The organism is Chthoniobacterales bacterium, assembly GCA_036569045.1.
Taxonomy (GTDB): domain Bacteria; phylum Verrucomicrobiota; class Verrucomicrobiia; order Chthoniobacterales; family JAATET01; genus JAATET01.
In genome coordinates this window covers 33,657-55,955 of the sequence record DATCRI010000019.1, presented here as the reverse complement: position 1 = coordinate 55,955, position 22,299 = coordinate 33,657, and the positions used below count along the sequence as shown (strand labels likewise).

Here is a 22,299-nt window from a genome sequence, read left to right as displayed (position 1 = left end):
GTCAACGACTGAACCTCTCATTAGTTCAGAAAACTTTTACGAAAAGTCGCTGATTTACCAAACCGCCAATATAATGCGACTTTGTGTATTTTGCCATTCTGATACGGTGCTACACTCTGTTAAACGATTCATTTTTTAGATAAATCGATCGTACATTCGACTTCCACACCCACTTTAGATCTCGACAGGGAAGAGCATCAGTTTTGAGCAGCGACAATTTTACTTGAACCTCGCTAACAAATCATCCACAGAGATAACAAATGTCTTATTCCGACCTGACACCCGAAATTCTCCGCGAACTCCTCACTCTCGTTGAGAAAAAGGAAACTCTTCTAGCAGAGATCGCTACGATCGACGCATCGATTACCCGCTTGGCTAGTGCCGATTCACAATCGCAGAAAACTGCCCCCTCTCCTGCGCCAAAAGTCAAAGCACCTACAGCTTCCAAGACAACGCGCGCCGCAAAATCATCACAAGCATCTCCTGAGAAGCAATCAGGTTCATTGGCTGAGCGAGTTGCTGTAGCTTTGAAGGACAAACCGGAAGGATTGTCGGTTCCCGAGATCGCCAAGCTTACCGGAGCAAAGCCTGCCAGCCTGCATGTTTTCTTCGCCACGACCGGAAAGAAGAAGGGATTTGTGAAAGTCGGTCGCGGCGTTTGGGCGTTGGGCACTACCAATGAACCCATCATCCCTGTAATCGCTTCCGAACCGACAGTCGAGTCCCCCACCCTTGCAGCAGAACCAGCTATTGAGCCGGTAACGGAGGTCGCTCCATCTGCATCCGCGGTACCACTTGTAGCAACGGTTCAGCCAGAATTTGCAGCCGCTCACTGAGAAGTTCTCACATATCACAGAAAACCCCGTCAGCCATAACTGACGGGGTTCTTTTTTGGGTTGGTTAGGCAATGAAAGGAGAGCCACAGATTAATTTCGCTGTGTCCAGAGCATAGAAGATGTCAGTTCCTACCTTTTAGCTGATTCTACAAGATCTCTACCAAGTCGGCCCATCTACAGCCGATGCCTTCCCGCAGCCGAATTAACGTTGTGACCAATATATTCAGTCTGCCAGCTTCGATTTTTTGAAGCGTTCGGATGTTCAGATCAGACATCTCTGCGAGCTTCTCCTGAGTCAAACCATGGGACAAACGTTCTCGACGAATGTTTGCTCCCAAGACTCTCAGTTTCTGTTGTTGCTGCGCAACCGCCACGCGCCCCATTAGGGCGTAAAATCGTTCTTGCGAACACGGCCCAATAGGGCGTAAAACGACACAAATGATCAGGAGTTTGTGCGTTGCCGCGTCAGTCGTTTTCCTCTGTATCGAAAACGTATTTGCTCAAGTTCCTCCTCCCCAGCCTCCATCAGCCGCAACACCTGGTATCAAGCTCGGCCCCAAGTGGAACACGAAGCTGCAGGGAGGAACGGAGACCATGACCGATCTCGTTCGTTTACTTGATCCATTGGTTAACGCAGGTGCCAATCTGGACGCCGACAGCAGTATCGAAATCTACAAAGGCGTCACTTACCTGATGCCGATCAAGGAAGCCGTCAAAACCTTGGGACTGACTGGTAACCTCCCATCACGGAACATGCTCGGATGCCCGGGATTTCCGAAGGAGTCATTTTTCTATTACACCTACAAAGGATTGTTCGCGGACGGCTACAATCAAATCAACATCGTTGTGGATCAAGCGAACCAGGTGGTGTGCATTCAATTGGTCCAAGAAGCGCCAAAGCCCGGACAATTCCCACCACGATATACAGGAGATCAAGGCTGGAGAACTTACAATTTCGTCAGCTATCGGAACAAAGCCATGAAGAAACTCTTCATCGACCACCAGGTCTTTTACTACATTCTAAGCGATCGACCGGATTGGAGGCGGTGGTCAGGATCCTCCCTTTCAAACTATCCCTTCAAGCTTTTGCGGATCGATACGGTTTTGGTCGACCCCGATTATCCCAGTCGAAAGGGATACGGCGAAAACCGCACTCTCGAGGCGGTCCGCCTTTATCTGCCGGTGCCGCTGGCACAATTGATCCTCTATTGCATCAACAATTCGATGAACTCAGGCGCGTAAACTTATGATTACAGGAATTCTAATCTTTGGAGCCATCATGGCTTTTCTGGGCATCGGGGCTCACGCTACCGGCCTTCCTCATCTCTTTTACATTCTTTTCCTGCCGCTGGCAAAGGTGTTGGCCGCCGGCATCGTCATTGGAATTCTCTTCTATGGATGCGCCACAGGGCATTTTCCCAATTGAAACGGTCTCGGAGGAGGCCACTAAAAACTACGCCGCAAACTTCGGAGAATACCGGACGAAGTTCGAAGAAATACGGACTTCTCCCTATCTCGCAGAATTCAATTTCGCAAAGCTCTTGGAAGCAAAGCGATATCAGCAGATCGAGCAGGTCATTACCTATTCGGATTCCGTCTTGCAGTGGTTCTTCAACGGTTTGCTCAATTTGGATTCTCATCAGGTGGACCCACTCATGATCGAGATTGCCGATTTATGGAAACACTACTGCCACTTGCTGCTTATTACCACCCGATGTCAGGCCGCCGTCTATCGCGCACATCTGGTCTACCATCAGAACAACGGATTCACCGCGAACTTCGTTTCGTACTTCATGGGTAATGGACGCGTTCAACGTGATGTCGAGATGGAGCAGCTTGCTCAATATTCCCGGGCCGTTGAAGAACTCAATGCCGCCGACAACGAAGTTGCGGCTCATTTCCGAATTCTTCAAATGACCCATTCCAAAAACGCACAGGAACTTACCAGAAAATACTCCTAAGCCCCCCTCGCATCAAACGCGGAGAGCGCGGGTATAATGATAGGCAAGCGAGCTTTTGCTAAGTGAAAAGCTTCTTTTCAACCATCAACCTGCCATCATGAAAACAATCCTCACGCTTCTCTTCCTGATGACCGCCCCATTTTCATATGGTGTGGTCGTCTATTCCAACAACTTCGACACTCCCGCCAATTACAATGGCTGGTTCGCTTCCGGCGATGTGGCACCTTGGTACACCACGATCTCGTATGCTTCCGCCGGCTATGGAGGTAGTCCCGGATGTCTCACGATCAACGTGAAGACCACCACGACAACCACCAATTATTCTACCTATGCAAGTTTGAAGCCATTCACGCTTACGACGGAATCGAGCAACACCCGTCTCTACATTCAAGGATATGTCCGTGCGAATACGGCAGAAACCACGGGATCTGTGCAGATCGGGATTGGGGCGCCGATTGGCCTGACTTTGGAAACGTATCCGACGGGGTTGCAATATCAGACGCTAAAAATTCCTCCTCTGAACGCAGGGTGGGTTTCTTTTACATTGGTCTATTCCAACCTATATCCTCAGCTTAACGGCCGTAATTTGCAGCTCGGAAATCTATCGATGTGGTTTGCAGGCGACAACTGGTTCACAGGCAAGGGATCGCTTTCCTTCGACAACATCACGATCCAGACGGTCACGACAGCCGTTCCTGAACCTGGCAGCCTCATACTGCTAGGAATCGGGTGCGTCATTGTGATCATGGCACGAAGGAGCCCCCCTCCCCAGGAAAAGAGGTCCGATCGAGGTATAATCCTTAGAGATGATACTTAGATTGGAGGTCCCAATCCGAGTCTCAGGCAAATCAGGCAAACAAAAAAGCCAGTGGAATCACCCACTGGCTTTTTTCATGCCCTCAACCAACCACGACACTCACATGGCCATCATTGTCGAAACCAACTACAGCAAGAAACTAGGACTACCCGGATACAGCAGTCACCAGTATTCGGTGACGGTCCGTACCGAAGTCCACGACCTCACCCAGCTCGAAGCAGAAAGCTCCAAGCTCTATCGGCTTCTTCAGGATGCCGTCGACCAGGAGATCCAGCATGCAGGCTACATTGGAGAAATTCCACCTTCCGACGGTCCTTCCCATCGGAAAAATGGTGGAGACCACTGGGCCTGCTCTCCAAAGCAGAAAAGTCTCATTTTGAAACTCATGGAGACCCATGAGCTCGACAGACAGGAAATCGAGAATCTCGCTCACCAGTGGCACCGAAAGCCAGTTAAAACTCTGAGCACTCTCGAAGCTTCTGCTTTCATCGGAGACTTGATCGATGTGTATCAAGGTCAAGGCGGCCAGCAGAAACGTAATGGACGCTCAGTCCGTCCCACCAACGGAGTTCATTAAAATGTCCAACAAATGGCAGATCGCTCTCCGGGTTCTCGGAGCCGTGATTCGCATTCTCGAGAAAGCTTTGGGCGGCAAATAGCCGTTCAAAGGATCCACCAACAACGAAGGCCGCTCTCACCAAGCGGCCTTTTTCTTTTTCCAACTTATGTCCCCTACCACCCTGTATTACCGCGAGGGCGCTTCCGATAAGGTCTATCAGATCGCGCTCGAAGAACGCTCCACCGGATGGGTCGTCAACTTCGCCTATGGGCGTCGGGGAGCGACTCTCTCGACCGGCAGCAAGACTCAATATCCAGTCTCATACGAACAGGCTCTGAAAATCCATGACCGGCTCGTTCGGGAGAAACTCGCCAAGGGATACACTCCCGGCGCGGACGCGACTTCCTACTCGGGAGGCAGCCAGGAGTTTACTGGCGTCCTCCCTCAACTGCTAAACCCGGTTGAGGAGGTCGAGCTTCCTCAGCTACTGACAGACGACTCGTTCGTCCTTCAGCCCAAGATCGATGGACGACGACTACTCATTCGGAAGATGGGGCAGTCCGTCACCGGGATCAATCGCCGAGGAATCGAGTGTGGCATCCCTGAGTCCATCCCGGACGACGCACTCCTCTTCGAGGGAGACTTCCTCATCGACGGCGAGGCGGTCGGAGACGTGTTCAGCGCTTTCGACCTCCTTGAATGCGACGAAGAAGATTTGCGAAATGAGCCCTACCGGCAGCGTCTCATCGCATTAATGACGTTGCTTGGCGACGAACCCGTTGGCTCGATCCGGCAGGTGTGCACCTTCTGGGGCGAGCAGGAAAAGCGCTTCGCGTTCGATCGCTACCGGGAACAGGGCATCGAGGGCGTCGTCTTCAAGCGTGAACTTGCCTCCTACTCCGCTGGCCGTCCGGCCTCGGGCGGAAATCAGCTGAAGTTCAAGTTCGTGACCACGGCGTCCGTGATCGTTTCGGCGATCAATACCAGGCGCAGTGCGGCGATCTCTCTCTGGGATGATACCAAGTTGGTGCCAGCTGGCAACGTGACGATCCCACCCAACCATCCTCTGCCTGAAGTCGGGCAGGTGGCCGAAGTGCGCTACCTCTACGCCATTCCCGAGAGCGGGAGCCTCTACCAACCCGTTTATCTCGGTCTCCGGGATGACATCGAACAAGCCGAGTGCCTCGTCTCTCAGCTCAAATACAAAAAAGCGGCCTGAAGTCAGGTCCTCAACCCAAAAACCAAAACCACATGACCAACCCCAAACTCGTCCTCACCTCCGTCATCTGGCTGATCCAAACCAGTATCAGCCTGGTGGCCGTCAACATCGCCCGGCGTTGCCTGGGCTCCACTCATCACAAGAAATCATGAACATCGCCCCTTCCTCCCCTCGCCGCTGCAACCTCATCCTGCACTGCGGCGCTGCAGCCGTCAGCCGTCGGGAATTGGCCTCGGTGCCAACTCCTCAGCCGACACATACCTGGATGCCAATTGCCCACACGAAGGTGCTCGCGCAAATCGAGCGCACCCTGAAGGCAAACGACATCGAAGTGCTCGGCGAAGCCCACAGCCTCACCGCCGATGGTCAGCGCTACTTCGGGCTTCTCGAAGTCCGGCATGGCCACAATGCCAACGATTACTCGTGGGTGCTGGGCTTGAGAAACTCGCACGACAAGACCTTCCCTGCCGGCATCGTCGCTGGGGTCCAAGTGTTCGTCTGCGACAACTTGAGCTTCTCGGGCGAGGTCAAACTGGCACGTCGGCACACGAGGTTCATTCTCCGCGATCTTCCCACACTTGCCCACACGGCAGTGAGCAGGATCGTGGAGCAGTGGCATACCCAGGACCAACGCATCGCCGCCTATGGCGCAACCAGCGTGACCGATGCAAAGGCCCACGATATCGTGATCAGGGCCGCTGATGTGGGAGCCATTACCAACCGTCACATCCCGGAGGTGCTTCGGGAATGGCGGGAACCGCGTCATTCTGACTTCGCGCCGCGTACGGCCTGGAGTTTGTTCAATGCGTTTACTGAAGGCCTGAAAGGAAATCTTTCTCTTCTTCCTGAACGCACGACTGCGCTTCAAGGGTTGTTCGATTCCAAGTTCGGGTTTCGCCTCCACGGGAAGAACTGAATAGAGAACGAGAACGTCCACAGCCGGCTCGTTCATTTTGGTCGGCGTCACTCCCCTTCGACTCGTTCCCTGCCTGGCCTGTTAGCATCCTTCTCGTTCCTCTCATCGAGGAATTGGGAACGATGCTTGACGGGCAGGAAAAAAATAAACTCAGCTTTTATGCTGAGTTTATTTTAGCTATGACTTGGCAACATCGTTTACGGAAGCATCCTTTCCTGAAATCAACGGGATTTATCGATCCATTCTCACTCTCGATAGGCTGATTAAACCTCTGAATCCCAGCTTTGTCCGCAGCGTTATAGGTTTTCTTAACGCTATCGGCGTAATAATGAAGCAGCTACGGGTTAGCTGCAGCGTCTTGTTGGGCTGCATTTGGATATTTAGATCGCAACTCATCTAGCTGATAAATGCGTAAGTCCGTATAGATATTCAGCTCTTTGAGGGCCTTTTCTAATTTTGCTGTGTATTCTTTAAGGGGCTCACCTGAGAAAGTGGCTACAATAACGAGCATAACCGAGCCCCCCCAATATTCGCCGCTCATTTTTGCAGCATCATCAACGGTCTGTGCCTTATTTCTTATCAGGTCAAAAAGAGCGTAGTTCAATGTCGGGTGCTGCACCAACTTAATTTCTACAGCGATCAAGGCTCTTTTTAATGTAATCGCAGCATCAAACTGAACGGTTGTTTTATAATAATCCAGCGCCACGTTGCGCTTAACATAGCGTCCATATTCAGCTTGTAACTCACGCAAAACGAGATCCTCCGCCTGATAATACAAATCGATAAACTCTTTCGTATCGTCAGGGGTTGATGGGAGCGAATATATACCATCAATAGCTTTGTTATCGCTCTGAATGGCTTGGACTTCGTTCTTAATTTTTAAAAACTGCTCACGTGGCGTCGATGCTCGTAAAAAGGACTCATCTTCTCTGAAGTCGGACGGAGAATATAAAACCTTGTGATTGAGGTTTAATGTTAAAAAGAAGCAAATCACCAATAAAGTAGGAAAGAAGATAAGAAACCAAATGTAGGTCGCTTGATTTGCGGCAGCTACAAATGGAAGAATCAGTGTGCCGCTGATTTCTGTGATGCCCGCAAAAATGGCAATGATAGTCAGAGGGTTTGAGACCTTTTTGAAGGTTTCGAGCATAGAATTTTATATAGCCCAACGTCAAGCTCAGCTACCCCGAGCGCGGGTTGAACTCTTGTGAAGGCGTGAATAGAGAGGATGGGCGGTCGTGAGAAAGCGACGTGTGGCGGCTAGGGGTTAGCTGCAGCGCCTTGTTCGGCTTTTTTTGTTTATTTTAATAAAATAATAAAAATTCTGTCGTTCAAACATGAAGAATTCGCCTAATTTACTCTGTCGAAGAAGAAAAAACTTGACAAAATGTAAGAAAGGCATTATGGCTTTCAGCCATGGAAGCCCGGTATTGTAAACAGAAAAACCAATCCCCACGTGTCAGGCGGAAGCGCGCCGCACGCGTTGTAGCTGCAAAGTCTGTCTTTATCCTGTGTGTCCTTGTCATCTTCTTATATACAGTGAGCGTAATCGCTGCAGTATCGCAGGGGGCCGAGGCGCGAGACATTCTGGAAACTACCGAGCGCCTCTTGACGCCAGTTCTGAGTATCATTGGAATTCTGTTCATTGGGGGAAAGCGATTTACTTGATGGCCGAACGCCAAGCTCAGCTGCCCCGAACGGGCGCGCAACCCAGATGGCGCGTGAATGGAAAGGAAGGACGGTCGTAATCGCTGACGCGTTGCGGCTAGGGGTTAGCTGCAGCGCCTTGTTCGGTCTCATTCCGCGATTCCAAGTAAGGTGCGAAACTCACATTCAAGCTCTGTGATAAGCTTGGGCGCTTCTTGAGATGTGTATTCACTAGCTTTGGTCCAGCGATCGATATCCTCATGACCGCCGTGCTCACGAGCCTGCTCCACATGAATCATGAATTCGATTGAAATGTTATACAGGCCACTACTAAAACTTTCAATCTTCGATGCTAAATCGGGAGGAATAAAAAGGCGTCGAGGTCTATAAAAACGATTAAATTCTCCGAGTCTATCTGCGAAAAACTTACGTCGATCTTCCTTAGAATCTCCATCTTTCCATTCAAACATTGAAACATAAGCTGCGGCAGCTTGATGTAGGGCGTCGATCTTTCCGGCTAATTCAGAGATAATGTCCAACCTCTTCTCATGAATTCTACTGTATTCGATATTCCGTTTTGCGGCGGCTATCTGCAAATCGGCTCGGAGCTTTTCAAGTGTTACATCAGATTCGGCTTTAAGCGTGACTTTGTAAGATTCAAGCTTTTGATCGTATTCGTGTTGAATGGATCGCTTTAAGCGTTCCGAAATCCAGGATTTCGTAAGCCAAATGAGCGCTCCGCTCGTAACTGCCGAGGCGAAGATGGATTCGATTATCATTTTAATGACCGAACAGTATATTGGATTGAATGGGGCCGATAGAAAAATAGGCTGAAATATCACACCGGCTCTACATCGAGCATGCTGCCGCCCTTGCTCGCGTAGAAGGACTGTTTTGGAGGGATAAAACAGCGATACAGAGATAATAATCACCAGAATTGATCAAAACACTCAAGCTGAAACCCCACTTTTGTATTTGGAATCTTGAGCCATCACCCGCCGGTGCCAGTTTTTACCATCTCCACCAATCACTTAACCCGTCGGTGCCAGTCCATCCATACCCGTCCAGTTCCTCCATTCGCTTACCGCAGATATATTTCTGAGAAGGATTGAAGGAACCTCTCAACACCTTTTTTAAACAAAAAAATCAACAGATACAGTTCAATTACATATTTAAAACACTCAACTAGTATCCTTCAATCCTTCATCACCGAGGATCACGGTTTTGTTGAGATAGAGAATCTTCTGAAGTTCTCCATTATCACATCTCCCTCCGGGCATCCGGACGAACATTACAATGCCACACTAGTTTGTAGTCGTCGGACAAGTAGAGAAATCTGGAACGCAACAACTGGCAGCCGCGAAGCGGAACATAGAGAAGAGATCAAGAACGTCTCTCAGAAATTAGCTCTAAAAATACTCCTCATCGATTTTTAATTTATTTCATTCCTTTTTTGGATGAAGGCTCCAAATACGTTCCCGTTCCCGTTCTAAAGAACGGGGAACGTGGGAACGAATTTTTTGGGATGCCTCGTAGGTTGAAAATAACCATCCATTCCTGGTGACGGAACGAATTGGGAATGAATTTCTCCGCTATTTCTCCACAGTCTAAGTGGACAAGTTCCGGTCATCTTTAGGCCACGAAACGAAAGCGTATTTGCGCGTTCTTCCATCCTGTGTTTCCTCTTGAATGTATCCAGCAGCTTTAGCCGCTTCAATCGCCTGCAGAATTGCCTCGTCTCTCCCACGTACTCCTTTTTTGATTTCACCTCTCTTAGCTGGCACTTTGCTGTTCACGAAGCTACCCACCAAGCACCAAGATCGGAGGCACAACGCTCACCGAAATCATCGCGACGTTACAAGAAGACTCAGGTATGGCGCCGAGCCGCTGGAACCAAGTGAGAACTCCATCGTACATCTCACCAGCGAATCTGATCAGATGTGCGACAATGATAAGATTAACAGTTTAAGTTCATACGTAGTTCATACGCGACGAAGTCGCGTATCTATATATTTGAAAGCCCTTTATCAGAAACCTTTAATAATTATTTAAAAACATTTACCTAGAGTAAATCATCCACTTTTGTCTGTTCCGCGTCCGCTTTTGTCACAGTGCATCTAATTTTGTCACTCTATGTCCACTTTTGTCATATTGGGTGACAACTCTTGTCGCGTTGGAAAGCGGTGCCCATTTCGGGCCAGTCCTTGGTACACTCGCGCGACAGTAGTGTCCTGATACAAGTACGCTGAATTGAACTTCTTTGGCGACTGTCCATCAATGGCATAAAACATGTACCATTCGGCTTCGACCCCTAACATGCGAAGCTGAGGCAGGCATTTCCTGAACGCTTTAAGGTCAGCCGGCGTAATTGCATAATTTCTCACCTGACGCTGTTTGAAGCGCAGAAAGCATTCTGCGATCTTTTCAACATGTGCCGAGGCCAACTCCTCAGAAAAACCGTGGGCTATATCACTCTCGCCAATGGGATGCGCTTCGGCATAGTACCCCGCCTTGTCCGCTTGACAGATTACACCTGCCGCTACCAGAGAGCTGAGAGCACGTGAGATGCTTCGAGAGCTAGCAGGAATGACAGGCGGATGCTCAACCTGCTTCGTTCCTTCCTGAACCAATCGAACTTTACTCAACGAACTGGAACTAAGCCTAAACGCCAGCTCCCAACCTGAACCCTGCCCGTGACGAACTTCATACTCAAGTCGATCTTGCCTCAGAATGTTCAAGACCATTGCGGCAAGAATGCCGTGCTCCAACGCGTCGCCTTCGACGAAGAACCCCAGGCTTGCACTCATGTATTTCTTTTCGATTTTATCGCTGATCGTGAAAGTAAGTTTCTGACGACCTTCACGATGAACATCGATATCATCACCAAAGTGTTGGGCTAGGCGTTTAAGCCCATTATCTATTCCTGACCGGGACAGGTACGGTAAATCCGATTCAAGCTCAGCGAGACTGCGGTAGCAGCTCACGCCATTTTTAAGGGCAGCATTCCACCTTTTTCGACCGTGCCGTTTCCACAGAAGCAGACGATGAAGAATAATGGCTGCGGTGATATCCGGCGCTTTGTCGTTGACGTCAACTGCTAGTTTCCGAGAAAACGAATGCCACTTTTTAATTGAATTTGGATTTTCCGAACTAATCTCCATTATGGGTTCTGATGGCGGCGCCGCAACCACTTCTGGAACAGGCTTAGCCAGCTCCCTGCCATCACTTGTAAGAAATGCCATCGCCTCAGACATAGTCATCGTTGGCATGCCATCGTGCGTCAGAATTGACATAGACTGTTGATAATACTAGCGATTCTCAGCAAGCCCGCCAAACTTGTTAAGGTCTCGCGGGTTGGTTGAGTTCCTGCGGTAGGTGAATTGGTAAGGATTAAGAGCTAAACTGGGTGGAATGAGGCGTTCGGTTCATACGAATCACTCGGTAATGGTCATTGGCTGAGACATACAGTTGAGAAAGGCGATCAATCGGTAATTTCTGCAAGTCCTGCTTCAAGGCCTCAATAAGCATCCTTTTCTTTGACTCCACAACCTGCTCGCGAGTGGGTTGCCCTTTCGCCTCATCAACTGCATCTTGCCAGATGTGCCATACGACGGGATACGGCGTCAGGTCGTTGTCCCAATCAATTAGGTCAAGCATAGGTTCCACTACCTCAACAGTGGGAGGCTTGATCCCGTAGGGCGAACTTGCCGTAATGTCGTCGATAGCGAATTCCACGATGTTCGCGTATTTAATGAAATCATATTCGTGCTTACCCCAGCCTTTTGCCTCAGCAGCTTTCATGGCGACACCGAGAGCGTAATCAACATCGGGGCGACGATCTTCGCCATCGTAGATGTATGGGGGAGGAAGGAACGCAAAGTGTCCCGCCGCAATTTTTTTGATCTCGGGCATTTTCACTCCGGTTGTCGAGAACCATATGGCGACGATTTTAAGCTCGACACCAAGTTTAGCGGCGAGTTCGGAGCAGGTCAGTCCGGAAGACCCGGCTGCCTTGAGGGCGGCGAGGATACTCTCTTTTAACGCCCCACTGGTGGTGGGCGCGGGCACGTCGTTGGTAGTCGGGTTTTGGATGGGTTGGTTCTTATCCGTGGACCCAAGCAAGCGTGCTTGGCCGATAGTTTTTCCCTTCAAGATTTGTTTCTTTGTGCTCATTCAGTTGTTGCGTGTTTGGTCAATAGGTGTTGTATGACAGTTGTATGTCAGGAAGCCCATGTAAGCTCATTCGCCGATCATGTCAACATACAATCTGTATACAATTTTGAAACCGAAGAAAAATAAACACCGCCTCGCGGTCGTAAGGGAAGTACTTGGAATGACTCAGAAAGAGTTCGCCAAGCACCTTCACAAATCCCTCCCAACGATTCACTCCATTGAAAGTCATCGACTTGCCCTCTCCCCGAAGCTCGCGCAATGGATCCAGCTATCGCTGGGAGTCTCTGACGCTTGGTTACTTGGATCCGGAGATGAATCTACTCCGGTTAGTCGCTTTGGCCACCCCTACTCCAAAGATGATTTTATCAAATCAAAGCTTTTTCGCGAAGGCCTAGGTGCATTCGAGGGACCACGCCCGATCGCCGATTTACTCGGTAACATGCTGGAACAAATACAAAAGAAGGACCGAGAAGCCTTCGAAAAGCTCTATAATGAGGCGGCACAACTCACGATGAGGGCCTATTACACTTTTCAAAAACCAAACAGCTCAGAAAACTAGAACGCTCACAGGTGTAAGGGAATGTCATGGTCGGAGATTGTTCCGACCAATCAGATCGAATTCACTCGGTAACCTTCCGGCCATCGAAGGCGCGTTGCTCGAATCGAACGCAACCGATCGACCAACCAGCCGCGGAGAGCTTTTCGACAATGATCTCCCAGCATTTGAGACCTGAGGTCATGAAGTCATATAGCCGCGAAAATGTTCCCATGCGACTCTAGATCGCGGCTTGAAAGCTGCTCGTCTCTTCGGCGTGCGATACCTTATCATCCTAGCCGCTGCTTTTTCTCTCGATTCTCTCCGCGCCAGATTTCTTTGGAAGTATCTCGCGCCGGAATCGACCGAAAAAATTTCCGCTGACGGCTCCTCCGCACAATTCGACAGAGAGCTGGCCGGAAAAAGATCAAGACGAAGCGAGAAAAATTTGGATCGCTACGAAAGAAAAACATCACCGAGTTCCCTGCTGCCTACTCGCTGCCAAGCCATTTTTCCGCAAATCTGCTGCCAAATGCTGCCAAAAAATTTTACAGAGAAGCCCCTTTTTCAGAGGGTTGGACGGCTTTATCTCTGAAAAATTTCCACTGAGACAAATCCTTGAACATCAAGAACTTAAAGTGGCAGCGCCTACGGGAATCGAACCCGTGCACCGGCCTTGAGAGGGCCGTGTCCTAACCCCTAGACGAAGGCGCCGTTTTCACTACGAAAGCGGCGAACCGCGAACTCGCAAGTTGGAAAAGAGTCCGGTAAAGGTGCCAGCGATGAAGCTCTACGTCAAGACCTGGTGTCCATGGTGTATCGACGCCGTCGACTGGCTCAAGATCCGGGGCTACCGGTTCGACCAGCTTGACGTCCTGGCCGACCGGGCGACCTACGACCGGATGATTGCGATTTCGGGACAGAGCAAAACCCCGACCCTGGAGCTGGCGGACGGCGCCGTGCTGCCCGATTTCGACGTGCGCCAGCTCGAGAGATTCCTCGCGGCCCACGACATTCATCCCGGATGATTTCGAACGTTCTCATCATTGCCGCCACGGCCGCATTTTTCTACGGGCTGCGTTCCTACCGCCACCCCGCCCTCCACCGCCTCGGCACCTTCGGCCTGCTTTTCGGAATCTCGTTCCTCGTCGGTTGGCTGATCCTCGAGAGCGCCCTCATTGGCCTCCTGCTCGCGGCCACGTGGCTCCTGCTTCCCTGGCTGGAAATCCTCACCCGCGCCCGCCGTCTGCGTCTGCCGCTCGAGCGGGAACTGCGCTCGCTCCCCGCGCCGGACGGCGACCGTTTTCCCAACCTGCGGGAACTGTCCTCGGAAATCGAATCCGCCGACTTCGACCGCGTGGATGACCTCGGTTGGGAGCACGACGACCACCAGCAATTCTATCGCGTGTTTTATCAGCCGAAGAGCGGCACCGAGGCGTCGATCTGCCTCGTCGAGCAAGGCGAGATCGCCTTCTTCTACCTCGCGATCACCTCGCGCGCGCGCAGCGGTGCCACCTACCTCACCTGGAACTATCCTTTCTCCTACGGTCTCCAGCTCGATCCCGACCTCCGGTTGAATCGCGCCGACGCCGAGGCGACGTTCCACGAAATGCTTGCCGACCACCGCCTGTTTCTCGACCGCGAGCACGTCGCGGTGGACGCGATCGTCGAGCAGGACCCCGCGTCGCTCGGCGAAAAAATGGAAGCCGACATGCGCCGCCAGATCGCGCACAACCTCTCTTCGGGCGTGCTGAAGCACGATGGCGACAATTTGATTCGTTACTCGGCGCGGGGATTGCTCTTCCTTTGGCTCCAATTCCTCCGCGATCTCGTGCGTCTTTCGTAAATTCCGTCCCTCGTTTTTCCCTCATGTCGTCCCTTTCCTTTGCCCGTCGCAGCATCGACCAGGTGATGGCCGACGAACGCGCCGCCACTTTTGCCAGGCGCAGCATCAAGGCCTCCGCCAAGCTCGAGGGCCTCAAACTCGCCCTCTCGATGATGGATCTCACCACCCTCGAAGGGAAGGACACCCCGGGCAAGGTGGCTCACCTCTGCCGCAAGGCCATCGCCCCCGCGGAAGACCGCCATGCCGTGCCGAGCTGCGCGGCCGTCTGCGTGTATCCGAATCTCGTTCGCGCCGCGAAGCGCTTCACAAAAGGCTCCACGGTCAAGGTCGCGTCCGTCGCGACGGCCTTTCCCAGCGGCCTCATGCCGCTCGCGGTGAAGCTCGATGACGTGCGCATGGCCGTCGAGGATGGCGCCGACGAGATCGACATGGTGATCGATCGCGGCGCATTCCTCCGCGGCGAATACCGCCAGGTCTTCGACGAGATCGCTGCCGTGAAGGCCGCGTGCGGTGCCGCGCATCTGAAGGTCATCCTCGAGACCGGTGAGCTCGAGACCTACGACAACGTCCGCCTCGCCAGCGAGATCGCGATCCGCGCCGGCGGCGATTTCATCAAGACCTCCACCGGCAAGGCGGCCGTCAACGCGACGATGCCCGTCACGCTCATCATGCTGGAGACGATTCGCGATCATTTCTACGCGACCGGCGTTCGCATCGGCATGAAGCCCGCGGGAGGCATCAAGACCGCGAAGGAAGCCCTCGCCTACCTCGTGATGGTCAACGAAATCCTCGGCGCCGACTGGATGACGCCCGACCTTTTCCGCTTCGGCGCCAGCACGCTCGCCAACGACGTGCTCATGCAGATCGCCCGCCTCGTCGACGGCCGCTACCAGAGCGCCGAGTATTTTTCCCTGCCATGAAGTCCCATTCCAAGGCCGTCGCCCTCCACCCCAGCCCCACCGCGCACACGCTCGAAGTCGTCCCACGCGACGAGCGCCGCCTGCGTCTCGGCGAAGGCCTGGCCTATGCTCCCGCCCCGGAATCCGCCCCGCCCACCCTCGAGGTCGACGCCGCCTACGGTCTCTTCATCGACGGCGCCTTCACGAAGCCCGGCAAGACTTTCGCGACCATCAATCCCTCGACGGAAAAGGAGCTTGCGCAGGTCACCGCCGCCACGGCCGCCGATATCGACCGCGCCGTGAAAGCCGCGCGCAAGGCGCAGGAAACCGTCTGGGGAAAAATGCCCGCCGCCGAACGCGGAAAATACCTCTACCGCATCGCGCGCCTCATCCAGGAGCATTCGCGCGAACTCGCCGTGCTCGAGACGATGGACGGCGGCAAGACGATCAAGGAAAGCCGCGACATCGACCTGCCGCTCGTCGCCGCGCATTTCTTCTACTACGCCGGTTGGGCCGACAAACTCGCCTACGCCTTCCCCGGCCGGAAGGCCGCCCCGCTCGGCGTCGCCGGCCAGGTCATCCCCTGGAATTTCCCGTTGCTCATGGCCGCGTGGAAACTCGCGCCCGCCCTCGCCACCGGCAACACCTGCGTGTTGAAGCCCGCCGAGACCACGCCGCTCACCGCGCTGCACCTCGCCCGCATTTTCCAGGAAGCCGAGCTGCCTCCCGGCGTCGTGAACATCGTCACCGGCGCGGGCGAAACCGGCGCCGCGCTCGTGAATCATCCCGGCATCGACAAGGTCGCCTTCACCGGAAGCACCGAGGTCGGCAAGAAGATCGCCGCGGCCCTCGCCGGCTCGAAGAAGAAGCTCACGCTAGAGCTCGGCGGCAAGGCGGCGAACATCGTGTTTGACGACGCCCCGATCGAACAGGCCGTGGAAGGCATCGTCGCCGGCATCTATTTCAACCAGGGCCACGTCTGCTGCGCCGGCTCGCGCCTGCTCGTGCAGGAAAGCGTCTACGAGGAAGTCGTCCGCCGCCTGCGCGACCGCATCGGCACGCTCCGCGTCGGCGATCCGCTCGACAAGAACACCGACATCGGCGCGATCAATTCCAGGCCGCAGCTCGAGAAGATCAAGGAACTCGTCGCCAGCGGCGTGAGCGAAGGCGCGGACCTCGTCCAGCCAAAGTGCCGGTTGCCCAAGGCCGGGTATTTCTATCCGCCGAGCTTCTTCACCGGCGTCACCGCCGCGCACCGCATTGCCCGCGAGGAAATCTTCGGCCCCGTGCTCAGCATCATGACATTCCGCACCCCGGCCGAGGCCCTCGAACGCGCGAACAACACGCCCTTCGGCCTGAGCGCCGGCGTCTGGACCGACAAGGGCAGCAAGATTTTCAAGATGGCCGCGAAGCTGCGGGCCGGCGTCGTGTGGGCAAACACCTACAACAAGTTCGACCCGACCAGCCCCTTCGGCGGCACCAAGGAAAGCGGCTACGGCCGCGAAGGCGGCCTCCACGGCCTGCTGCCATACGTGTCCCTCAAGTAACTTCCTTATCGACCTCGAACCCGGAAATCATCCTCGGAGAATCGCCGGGAGTGCCGTGTTTACTCCCGGGGATGATGGACAGCATGAGAAATCCACCTTAGTATTTTCTCGTGCTTTTTCGCTGGTCACTTCTCTTGCTCGCGCTCTTGGCGCCTGTATCTTATGCCAAGACCTATTATCAGGAGTTCTACGCCCCCCGAACGGCGAGTTTCGACTTCTACGATGAGTTCTCCGAGGGGTTCTCGCTCAACATTCGAACGACGAACAAGCACGTCAACGTCAGCACGACACGCTTGTTCAACGAGAACACGTCGACCCCGGCAATCTACGAGAGCTTTGTCGGAAAACCTTCAGGCAGAAGGTTGGAAATTCTGAAAGACAAAGAGGACGTTCCTCTGGTCGATTCCAAATACGTCATCCCCTCCACTTACACGGTGAAAATTCACGCGAGATCGCCGGAAGGCAAGACGATCAGCGGCGTTTTGGTCACCCACATCGGCCCGTCCCCCTCGACGACGATCAACGGCGTCACCTACGGGAGATATCGGATTCACTATCGCTTCGACGGGACGATTTCGGACCCTTCGCTACTTGGAATCAAACAAAAGAAGTTCACGCTGAAGCGCACGATTCGCGACTGGCTTTCCCACCCCGACGGCCCCTAGCCGGAATCGATCCCGAGAAAGTCGGTTGCGACCATGGCGCCGGGCGGCGTGGCGGGCGAATCTCTTCGCGTTTTTTGGTGGCGTTTTGAGGCTCCCGAATTTCTGAAATCGTTCTAAGGTTCGCTCCATGGGCGCGCGAAAGGTTTTGGTTTCGGACTTCGATGGCACCATCACGCGACGCGACTTTTTCGACCAGGTGCGCCGGCGCTGGCCCCGGCCTCCCGAAAACGATCCGTGGGAAAAATACGTCGCCGGCGAGATCACGCATTTCGACGCGCTTGCCGAAATTTTTTGCGATATCCGCACCACCGAGGCCGACCTCCTCTCGCTCGCGGACTCGATGGAATTCGATCCCGACTTCGCGCGATCGGCGCAGGCCCTTCAGGACGCGGGCTGGGAGCTCATCGTCGCCTCCGCCGGGTGCGACTGGTATATCCGCTACCTCCTCGGCGAGACGGCGGCGAAGCTCGTTGTCCATGCGAATCCGGGCGAATTTTCCCCCGAGCAGGGCCTGCGCATGGCACTCCCCGAGCGCTCTCCGTTCTTCAGCCCCACGACCGGCGTGAACAAACTCGCCATCGTCCGGGACGCCCTCGAGCACACCGCCGAGGTCGCCTTCGCCGGGGACGGCCGGCCCGACCTCGAACCGGCGCTCCTCGTCGCCCCCGCCCATCGCTTTGCTCGCGGATGGCTCGCCGACGCCTTGCGCGAGCGCGGCGAGGCGTTCCACCCGTTCGAGCGCTGGTCGCAGATCGTCCCGCACCTTTTACCATGCTGATCCCGAAGCAGACCGCCATTCCGAGCCTCGTGCGCGTGAAACCCGGCGCACTCGACCGCATCGGCATTTACGCGGACCGCCATGCCTTTCGCCGCGTGCGGGTGTTTTCGAGCGACGGCCTGCTTCCCGAGCTTCCCGCCCGACTCGAGGCAGCGCTCACCGCCAGCGGCATCGAGATCGTGGAGACCTCGACCGTCACCGACGCCAGCTTCGAACGCGCGAGCGCGTCGTTCCGGGAAATGCCGGCCCACGTCGACGCCATCATCGGCTTCGGCGGCGGCAAGGCGCTCGACATGGCAAAATACGTCGCCTTTCTCGCGCGTCTCCCCTACGTCGCGGTGCCCACGTCGCTCTCGAACGACGGCTTTTGCAGCCCTCAATCCAGCCTCACCATGGGCGGGCGACGCCGCTCGCTGCCCGCAGCCGTGCCGATGGGCGTCGTCCTCGACACCGCCGTCTGCCTCGGCGCGCCGGAGATCCTCTGGCACTCCGGCGTCGGCGACCTCGTCTCGAAATTCACGGCCGTCATCGACTGGAAAATCGCGTTCCACACCGCCGGCACCCCGGTCGACGACTTCGCCGCGCTGCTCTCCGACGCCAGCGTCCATCAATTCATGGCCCGCCCGGTGCGCGACCTCGAGGGCGTGAAGCTCCTCGGCAGCGCCCTGCTCCTGAATGGCATCGCCATGTCGATCTGCGGCTCGTCCCGGCCGGCCAGCGGCAGCGAGCACCTCGTCTCCCACGCGCTCGATCACCTCTCCGCCCGCCCGCGCCTGCATGGCCTGCAGGTCGGCGTCGCCACGTATCTCATCAGCCTGCTCCAGGGCCAGCACACCGAAGCCATCGCCCAACTCCTCACCGCCAGCGGGTTCTGGGACGCCGTGGCCGCGGATCCCTTCTCGCGCGCGGAATGGCTGGCCGCCGCGCGAGAAGCTCCCACGATCAAGGACGACTTCGTCACGATCCTTTCTACCCGCGACTGCCTGCCCGAGATCGAGCGCGCCCTCTCCACCGATCCCCATTTGCAGCGCTGCTTCGGATGATTCTCTTTCCGTTCCCGATTTTTTCGCTAGAATTTTCAACAGGCACCCACCGCCCGATTCCCCTCCCTCCTCTGGCATCCTCGCCGCCATCCATCCCATGAAACGACCGCTCGTCCTTCTCGCGTTTTCCCTCTCCACCGTGCTCGTCTCCGGCCTCCGCGCCGCGGACAAATCCGCCGTCGATCCGAACGCCCTCGCACCCCTCGAGCGCATGAGCGCCACGCTCGCGAAAGCGCCGGCCTTCACCTACCGCTCGAAGAACATCCTCGAGATTCCCACGGAGAGCGGCCAGTTCATCACGCTCTTCTCCACCGGCGAGATCGCCCTCCGGCGCCCGAACAAACTCAGCGCCCACCTCGGCGGCGACGCCCCGCACTTCGATTTCTACTACGACGGCGATACGGTTTCCGCCTTCGCCCCGGGCCCGGATTTGTATTCCTCGTCGAAAGCCCCGGCGACGATCGACGAAATGCTCGCCGGCCTGCAGGCCGAGACCGGCATCCGCTTCGCTTCCGCCCCGCTTCTTTTCAGCAATCCCTACGCCGTGCTCACCCGCGACCTCATCAGCGCCGTCGTCGTCGGCCCTTCCACGGTGAACGGCTCGCCCGCCGAGCACCTCGCGTTTCGCTCGCCAGGCGTGAACTGGGAGATCTGGCTCGAAGCCAGCTCCCGCGCGCTGCCGCTCCGCCTTGCGGTGACCTTTACCGATCGGGAAGGCTTCCCTCGCACCGTCGTGGAATTCTCGCGATGGAACCTGCATCCGTGGTTCCTCGGCGACAGTGCCTTTGTGTTCAAGAAGCCCGCCGACGCGAAAGAAATCCCCTTCACTTCCGTGCTGAAAGCCGCCGATCGTTAGCCCCTCACCCGCTTCCTTTCCATGAAATCGCCTTTTGCCCTCGCTCTCCTCGGCACCACTCTCGCCCTTCTCCAGGTTGGCTGCACCGCCTACGTCGAACCCGGCGTTCCGGGCCCCGCCCCGGTCGTCTATGGAGGCTACGCACCCGCGCCCGTGGCCGTCGTCGCCTGGGGCGGCCCCGGCTACTACGGCGGCACCTACTACCGCACGAGTTCGGCCTATTACAGCAGCACCTACTACCGCAACGCGTATCGCGGCGGCGTTTACCGGAATTCCTACGGAGGCCACGGCGCGGCCTACCGCACACCCTGGTCGAATGGCGGCTATTACAACACGAGCCACGGCGGCTCCGCCAGCTGGCACAATGGCTCCGGCAGCGCAACCGGCCGGCGCGGCAGCACGGTGAACTGGGATAATGGCTCGGGCAGCGCCGAGGGCTTCCGCGGCGGGTCCGCGAACTGGGGCGGAGGATCCGGCTCGTGGAGCGGATCCCGCGGCCGATCCGGATCCTGGCACCGCCGCTAGATTGCGGCGGGGGTTTGGGGAAACCACGCAAATTTTTGTCCGAGCGAGAGGATCCTGTTCGTCGATCCCTTGAACACCTCACCACATCAAAATCATCATGAACGCTCAAACCATCCCCACCCCTGAAGTGAAGGCCGTGCCCGACGGCATGCACACCGTCACCCCGCACCTCTGCTGCGCCGGCGCCGCGGAGGCCATCGCATTCTACGAGAGGGCGTTTGGCGCCGAGGAAATCTGCCAGGTCCCCATGCCGAATGGGAAACTCATGCACGGCGCCATCCGCATCGGCGACTCGATGATCTTCCTCTTCGACGAAATGCCCGAATACGGCGCGCTCGGCCCGAAGGCCCGCGGCGGCAGTTCCGTCACGATTCACCTCCAGGTCGAGGACGTCGACACCGCCTTCGAACGCGCCGTGGCCGCCGGAGCGACCGTGAAAATGCCGCTCGCCGACATGTTCTGGGGCGATCGCTACGGCCAGGTCGAGGATCCCTACGGCCACAGCTGGTCGCTGGCCACGCACATCCGCGACGTGCCGCCCGAAGACCTCGCCAAAGCCGCCGAGAAGGCTTGCGGATGATCAGCGCCGCGTTGCCGGGCGCGGTTTCCTACCGCTCCCGGTAACGACGAAGGCGCCGCCGGAACGATCCCGGCTTTTCGCCGAAAAGGCACCGGCCACGCTTGAGCGCCTCGGTGCGAAGTTCGCGCATGCGTTCGTCGAGACGCTCCCGCCATTCCCTCGAGTCATAGCCCCGGTCCGCAGTCACGTCTTGCAGGCCGGCGAGGTCGTGATCATCGCCAAGGATTTCTCCCAGTCCCTCGAGCTCCGCCTGCCAGCCTCTCAGCACCGGAGGCCAGATTCTTCGAACGATCTGGGCATGATAACCAAGGTCCTTCACCCGCTTCCGCCACTCGTGAAAAGCCTCCTCCGGGCCTGCGACGCGGCAACGCTCCATGGCCGCCCGGCCCCGGCGATAGGAACCTTGCAGCGCAGACTCGACCGCGCCAAATGTCACGCCCCGGCCCGGATGCGCCGCCGCCAGCCGCCCCCGCGCGGCGCGGGAGATCGCTTTCACCCGACGAAGCGCGGCATCCACGTCGTCCGCGCCAGCCGTCGGTAACTCGCCTCGCAACCGCGCCAGCGATTCCTCGCCTCGCCAATCCGTCGCAAGTTTCTCGAACGTCTTTTGGAGAACCTCCGCATCCCGAAGCCTCGCCAGACTGCGGCCCAGATCGCGAGCGACCCGACTTTCGGCCCTGCAGAATTCGGGATTCTGCTCCCTTAGCAGACGCAACGTCGCCCGCACCCGTTTGCAGCGCTTGCGCACGGCGTGCACCGCATCCGCAGCCCCGGCATCCCGCTCCATCCGGGCAAACTGCTCTCGAAGAATCCGCTCGAATCCCTGCCCGACGTCCTCCCCGCTTTTCAGGTGAAAGGCCATGTCGGAAGTTCGCGGGGAATCGGGGGACCGTCCAC

The 22,299-nt window shown here is 55.9% G+C and carries 25 protein-coding genes and 1 tRNA gene; 20 read left to right on the top strand and 6 right to left on the bottom strand.

Annotation, left to right across the window (positions count from 1 at the left end):
• Positions 1 to 260 precede the first annotated feature (260 nt).
• The 8 genes from VIM61_04790 to VIM61_04755 all read left to right on the top strand — a co-directional run bounded on the left by VIM61_04790 (position 261) and on the right by VIM61_04755 (position 6,308).
• Entirely contained in the window at positions 261 to 836 is a 576-nt protein-coding gene (locus VIM61_04790) for a hypothetical protein (GenBank protein HEY8899706.1), read from the top strand.
• Between the two features lie 594 nt (positions 837 to 1,430).
• Complete coding sequence (locus VIM61_04785) at positions 1,431 to 2,078, top strand: hypothetical protein (GenBank protein HEY8899705.1); 648 nt, start codon at positions 1,431 to 1,433, stop codon at positions 2,076 to 2,078.
• A 4-nt stretch (positions 2,079 to 2,082) separates the two neighbouring features.
• Positions 2,083 to 2,262 (top strand): hypothetical protein, encoded by a 180-nt coding sequence (locus VIM61_04780; GenBank protein HEY8899704.1) that lies wholly within the window; start codon positions 2,083 to 2,085, stop codon positions 2,260 to 2,262.
• Positions 2,231 to 2,797 (top strand): hypothetical protein, encoded by a 567-nt coding sequence (locus VIM61_04775; protein ID HEY8899703.1) that lies wholly within the window; start codon positions 2,231 to 2,233, stop codon positions 2,795 to 2,797. Before VIM61_04780 ends, VIM61_04775 begins: the two co-directional genes overlap by 32 nt.
• A gap of 97 nt (positions 2,798 to 2,894) precedes the next feature.
• A complete protein-coding gene (locus VIM61_04770) occupies positions 2,895 to 3,614 on the top strand; it encodes a PEP-CTERM sorting domain-containing protein (protein HEY8899702.1) in 720 nt (239 codons plus the stop codon).
• A 103-nt stretch (positions 3,615 to 3,717) separates the two neighbouring features.
• On the top strand, positions 3,718 to 4,191 hold the full coding sequence (locus tag VIM61_04765; GenBank protein HEY8899701.1) for a hypothetical protein: 474 nt from the start codon (positions 3,718 to 3,720) through the stop codon (positions 4,189 to 4,191).
• 148 nt (positions 4,192 to 4,339) lie between these two features.
• Entirely contained in the window at positions 4,340 to 5,392 is a 1,053-nt protein-coding gene (locus VIM61_04760) for a WGR domain-containing protein (GenBank protein ID HEY8899700.1), read from the top strand.
• 148 nt (positions 5,393 to 5,540) lie between these two features.
• Positions 5,541 to 6,308: a DUF932 domain-containing protein gene (locus tag VIM61_04755; GenBank protein ID HEY8899699.1), complete on the top strand. Its 768-nt coding sequence runs from the start codon at positions 5,541 to 5,543 to the stop codon at positions 6,306 to 6,308.
• Between the two features lie 337 nt (positions 6,309 to 6,645).
• Here the strand turns inward: VIM61_04755 and VIM61_04750 are convergent, their stop codons facing one another.
• From VIM61_04750 to VIM61_04735, 4 genes are all read right to left on the bottom strand, one after another.
• Complete coding sequence (locus VIM61_04750; GenBank protein HEY8899698.1) at positions 6,646 to 7,458, bottom strand: hypothetical protein; 813 nt, start codon at positions 7,456 to 7,458, stop codon at positions 6,646 to 6,648.
• Positions 7,459 to 8,104: 646 nt separating this feature from the next.
• Positions 8,105 to 8,734, bottom strand: a complete 630-nt coding sequence (locus VIM61_04745; GenBank protein HEY8899697.1) for a hypothetical protein — start codon at positions 8,732 to 8,734, stop codon at positions 8,105 to 8,107.
• Positions 8,735 to 10,081: 1,347 nt separating this feature from the next.
• Complete coding sequence (locus VIM61_04740) at positions 10,082 to 11,224, bottom strand: hypothetical protein (GenBank protein HEY8899696.1); 1,143 nt, start codon at positions 11,222 to 11,224, stop codon at positions 10,082 to 10,084.
• 121 nt (positions 11,225 to 11,345) lie between these two features.
• Entirely contained in the window at positions 11,346 to 12,128 is a 783-nt protein-coding gene (locus tag VIM61_04735) for a hypothetical protein (GenBank protein HEY8899695.1), read from the bottom strand.
• 79 nt (positions 12,129 to 12,207) lie between these two features.
• Here VIM61_04735 and VIM61_04730 point away from each other — a divergent pair, with 79 nt between their 5' ends.
• The gene (locus VIM61_04730; GenBank protein ID HEY8899694.1) at positions 12,208 to 12,687 is read left to right on the top strand and encodes a helix-turn-helix transcriptional regulator; all 480 of its coding nucleotides are present in this window, start codon (positions 12,208 to 12,210) and stop codon (positions 12,685 to 12,687) included.
• A gap of 229 nt (positions 12,688 to 12,916) precedes the next feature.
• Positions 12,917 to 13,258: a hypothetical protein gene (locus tag VIM61_04725; GenBank protein ID HEY8899693.1), complete on the top strand. Its 342-nt coding sequence runs from the start codon at positions 12,917 to 12,919 to the stop codon at positions 13,256 to 13,258.
• Positions 13,259 to 13,302: 44 nt separating this feature from the next.
• On the opposite strand, the gene VIM61_04720 is transcribed toward VIM61_04725, so the two are convergent.
• Positions 13,303 to 13,377, bottom strand: a tRNA-Glu gene (locus VIM61_04720).
• A gap of 68 nt (positions 13,378 to 13,445) precedes the next feature.
• Between VIM61_04720 and VIM61_04715 the strand changes: the two genes are divergently transcribed.
• From VIM61_04715 to VIM61_04670, 10 genes are all read left to right on the top strand, one after another.
• On the top strand, positions 13,446 to 13,691 hold the full coding sequence (locus tag VIM61_04715; protein ID HEY8899692.1) for a glutaredoxin domain-containing protein: 246 nt from the start codon (positions 13,446 to 13,448) through the stop codon (positions 13,689 to 13,691).
• Entirely contained in the window at positions 13,688 to 14,509 is an 822-nt protein-coding gene (locus tag VIM61_04710; protein ID HEY8899691.1) for a hypothetical protein, read from the top strand. Before VIM61_04715 ends, VIM61_04710 begins: the two co-directional genes overlap by 4 nt.
• 23 nt (positions 14,510 to 14,532) lie before the next feature.
• Positions 14,533 to 15,429, top strand: a complete 897-nt coding sequence (gene deoC / locus VIM61_04705; GenBank protein HEY8899690.1) for a deoxyribose-phosphate aldolase — start codon at positions 14,533 to 14,535, stop codon at positions 15,427 to 15,429.
• Positions 15,426 to 16,955 carry an aldehyde dehydrogenase family protein gene (locus VIM61_04700; protein HEY8899689.1) on the top strand — a complete coding sequence of 510 codons (1,530 nt, stop codon included), beginning with the start codon at positions 15,426 to 15,428 and terminating at the stop codon, positions 16,953 to 16,955. Before deoC ends, VIM61_04700 begins: the two co-directional genes overlap by 4 nt.
• A 110-nt stretch (positions 16,956 to 17,065) precedes the next feature.
• The gene (locus VIM61_04695) at positions 17,066 to 17,620 is read left to right on the top strand and encodes a hypothetical protein (GenBank protein ID HEY8899688.1); all 555 of its coding nucleotides are present in this window, start codon (positions 17,066 to 17,068) and stop codon (positions 17,618 to 17,620) included.
• A gap of 127 nt (positions 17,621 to 17,747) precedes the next feature.
• Positions 17,748 to 18,398 (top strand): haloacid dehalogenase-like hydrolase, encoded by a 651-nt coding sequence (locus VIM61_04690; protein HEY8899687.1) that lies wholly within the window; start codon positions 17,748 to 17,750, stop codon positions 18,396 to 18,398.
• Positions 18,392 to 19,441: an iron-containing alcohol dehydrogenase family protein gene (locus tag VIM61_04685; protein ID HEY8899686.1), complete on the top strand. Its 1,050-nt coding sequence runs from the start codon at positions 18,392 to 18,394 to the stop codon at positions 19,439 to 19,441. The genes VIM61_04690 and VIM61_04685 overlap by 7 nt, the downstream gene beginning before the upstream one ends.
• A 97-nt stretch (positions 19,442 to 19,538) precedes the next feature.
• Positions 19,539 to 20,297, top strand: coding sequence for a DUF2092 domain-containing protein (locus VIM61_04680; protein HEY8899685.1), 759 nt, complete (start codon positions 19,539 to 19,541; stop codon positions 20,295 to 20,297).
• Between the two features lie 21 nt (positions 20,298 to 20,318).
• Complete coding sequence (locus tag VIM61_04675; protein ID HEY8899684.1) at positions 20,319 to 20,822, top strand: hypothetical protein; 504 nt, start codon at positions 20,319 to 20,321, stop codon at positions 20,820 to 20,822.
• Between the two features lie 97 nt (positions 20,823 to 20,919).
• Positions 20,920 to 21,402, top strand: a complete 483-nt coding sequence (locus VIM61_04670) for a VOC family protein (protein ID HEY8899683.1) — start codon at positions 20,920 to 20,922, stop codon at positions 21,400 to 21,402.
• A 28-nt stretch (positions 21,403 to 21,430) separates the two neighbouring features.
• Here the strand turns inward: VIM61_04670 and VIM61_04665 are convergent, their stop codons facing one another.
• Positions 21,431 to 22,264, bottom strand: coding sequence for a CHAD domain-containing protein (locus tag VIM61_04665; GenBank protein ID HEY8899682.1), 834 nt, complete (start codon positions 22,262 to 22,264; stop codon positions 21,431 to 21,433).
• Positions 22,265 to 22,299 lie beyond the last annotated feature (35 nt).